General features: G+C 65.6%; 1 protein-coding gene and 1 pseudogene. Both read left to right on the top strand.

What is annotated here, in order from left to right; translation table 11 throughout:
* Nucleotides 1–169 precede the first annotated feature (169 nt).
* Entirely contained in the window at nt 170–1066 is an 897-nt protein-coding gene (gene dapA, locus JMF90_RS37575) for a 4-hydroxy-tetrahydrodipicolinate synthase (RefSeq protein WP_201317395.1), read from the top strand.
* A gap of 13 nt (nt 1067–1079) precedes the next feature.
* Nucleotides 1080–1214: pseudogene (locus tag JMF90_RS37580) on the top strand (alcohol dehydrogenase); the annotation flags it as partial.
* Nucleotides 1215–1254 lie beyond the last annotated feature (40 nt).

The raw sequence follows: 1254 nt of genomic DNA on the forward strand, positions 1-1254 counted from the left end.
ATGTGTGCGGAGAACACCCCGGACACCGCGTTTCCTCATACGAGCTGCCCTGGCTGGCGTACGTGGCGGCGTGGTCGCGACCGCAAACGCGCCCTCCGCGCCGCTATCGACACAAGACAACCCTACAGACGGCGATCCCGTTCGCCGTCCCTTCCGCGACGGAGCCTGCATGTCAATTGCGTTCAAGGGAATCGTTCCCGCGCTGATCACGCCGATGACGGCGAACGAGAACGTCGATGAAGACGGCCTGCGCGCGCTGGTCGAGCGGCTCGTCGAGGCCGGCGTGCACGGGCTGTTCGTGCTCGGCACCAACGGTGAATTCATCGCGCTGAATGAAGAAGAGAAGCTGCGCATCGCGCGGATCGCGGTCAGTCAGGCACGTTCGCGCGTGCCGGTCATCGCGGGAACCGGTGCGTATGCGACGCGCGATGTGATCGACCTGAACCGGAAGATGGCCGATGCCGGCGTCGATGCCGTGTCCGTGATCACGCCGTATTTCAACGGCGCCACGCAGCCGGAACTCTACGCGCACTACAAGCAGATCGCCGACGCGACGCCGCTGCCGGTCATGCTTTACACGATTCCCGCGAAAGCGGGCGTCACGCTGACCGTCGATACGGTGCGCCGCCTCGCGGAGATTCCCAACATCCGCGGCATCAAGGATAGCGGCGGCGACTTCGACCGGTTGCTGCAACTGATCGACCTGCGGCGCGACGATTTTGCTGTCTTCACCGGCACCGACTCGATGATCCTCTGGACGCTGATCGCCGGTGGCGACGGCGCGGTCGCCGCGACGACCAACGCCGTCCCGCATGTCGTGATGTCGATCTGGAACAAGTTCCACGCCGGCGATATCGCCGGCGCACGCACCGCGCAGGAGTCGCTGCGCGCGCTGCGCGACGCATTCGCACTCGGCACGATGCCCGTCGTGCTGAAAACCGCCGCGCAGATGCTCGGGATGCCGGCCGGCCCCGCGCGCTCGCCCGCGCAGCCGCTCGATGCCCAGGCCCGCGAGCGCCTCGCGCAAGCGCTCTCCGTCTACCGCGACGCCGCGCGCGGCCACTGAAACAGGTCTCAGCATGACGACTTACCATTTCCAGACAGTCAGGCACGTCGTCCACGGTGCAGGCAGCCTCGCCACGCTTCCCGACAAGCTCGCGCTGCTCGATACGCCGGTCAAGCGCATCGCGCTGATCACGCAACCGTCGATGGAAGCGCTCGTCGTATAACTTCGTATAATGTATGCTATACGAA

This window comes from Burkholderia sp. E168m23 (assembly GCF_016586125.1).
GTDB classification, from domain to species: Bacteria; Pseudomonadota; Gammaproteobacteria; order Burkholderiales; family Burkholderiaceae; genus Burkholderia; species Burkholderia orbicola.

Excerpts from the sequence above, each read along its gene's own strand:
- dapA (WP_201317395.1), top strand. The coding sequence starts at position 170 with ATGTCAATTGCGTTCAAGGGAATCGTTCCCGCGCTGATCACGCCGATG.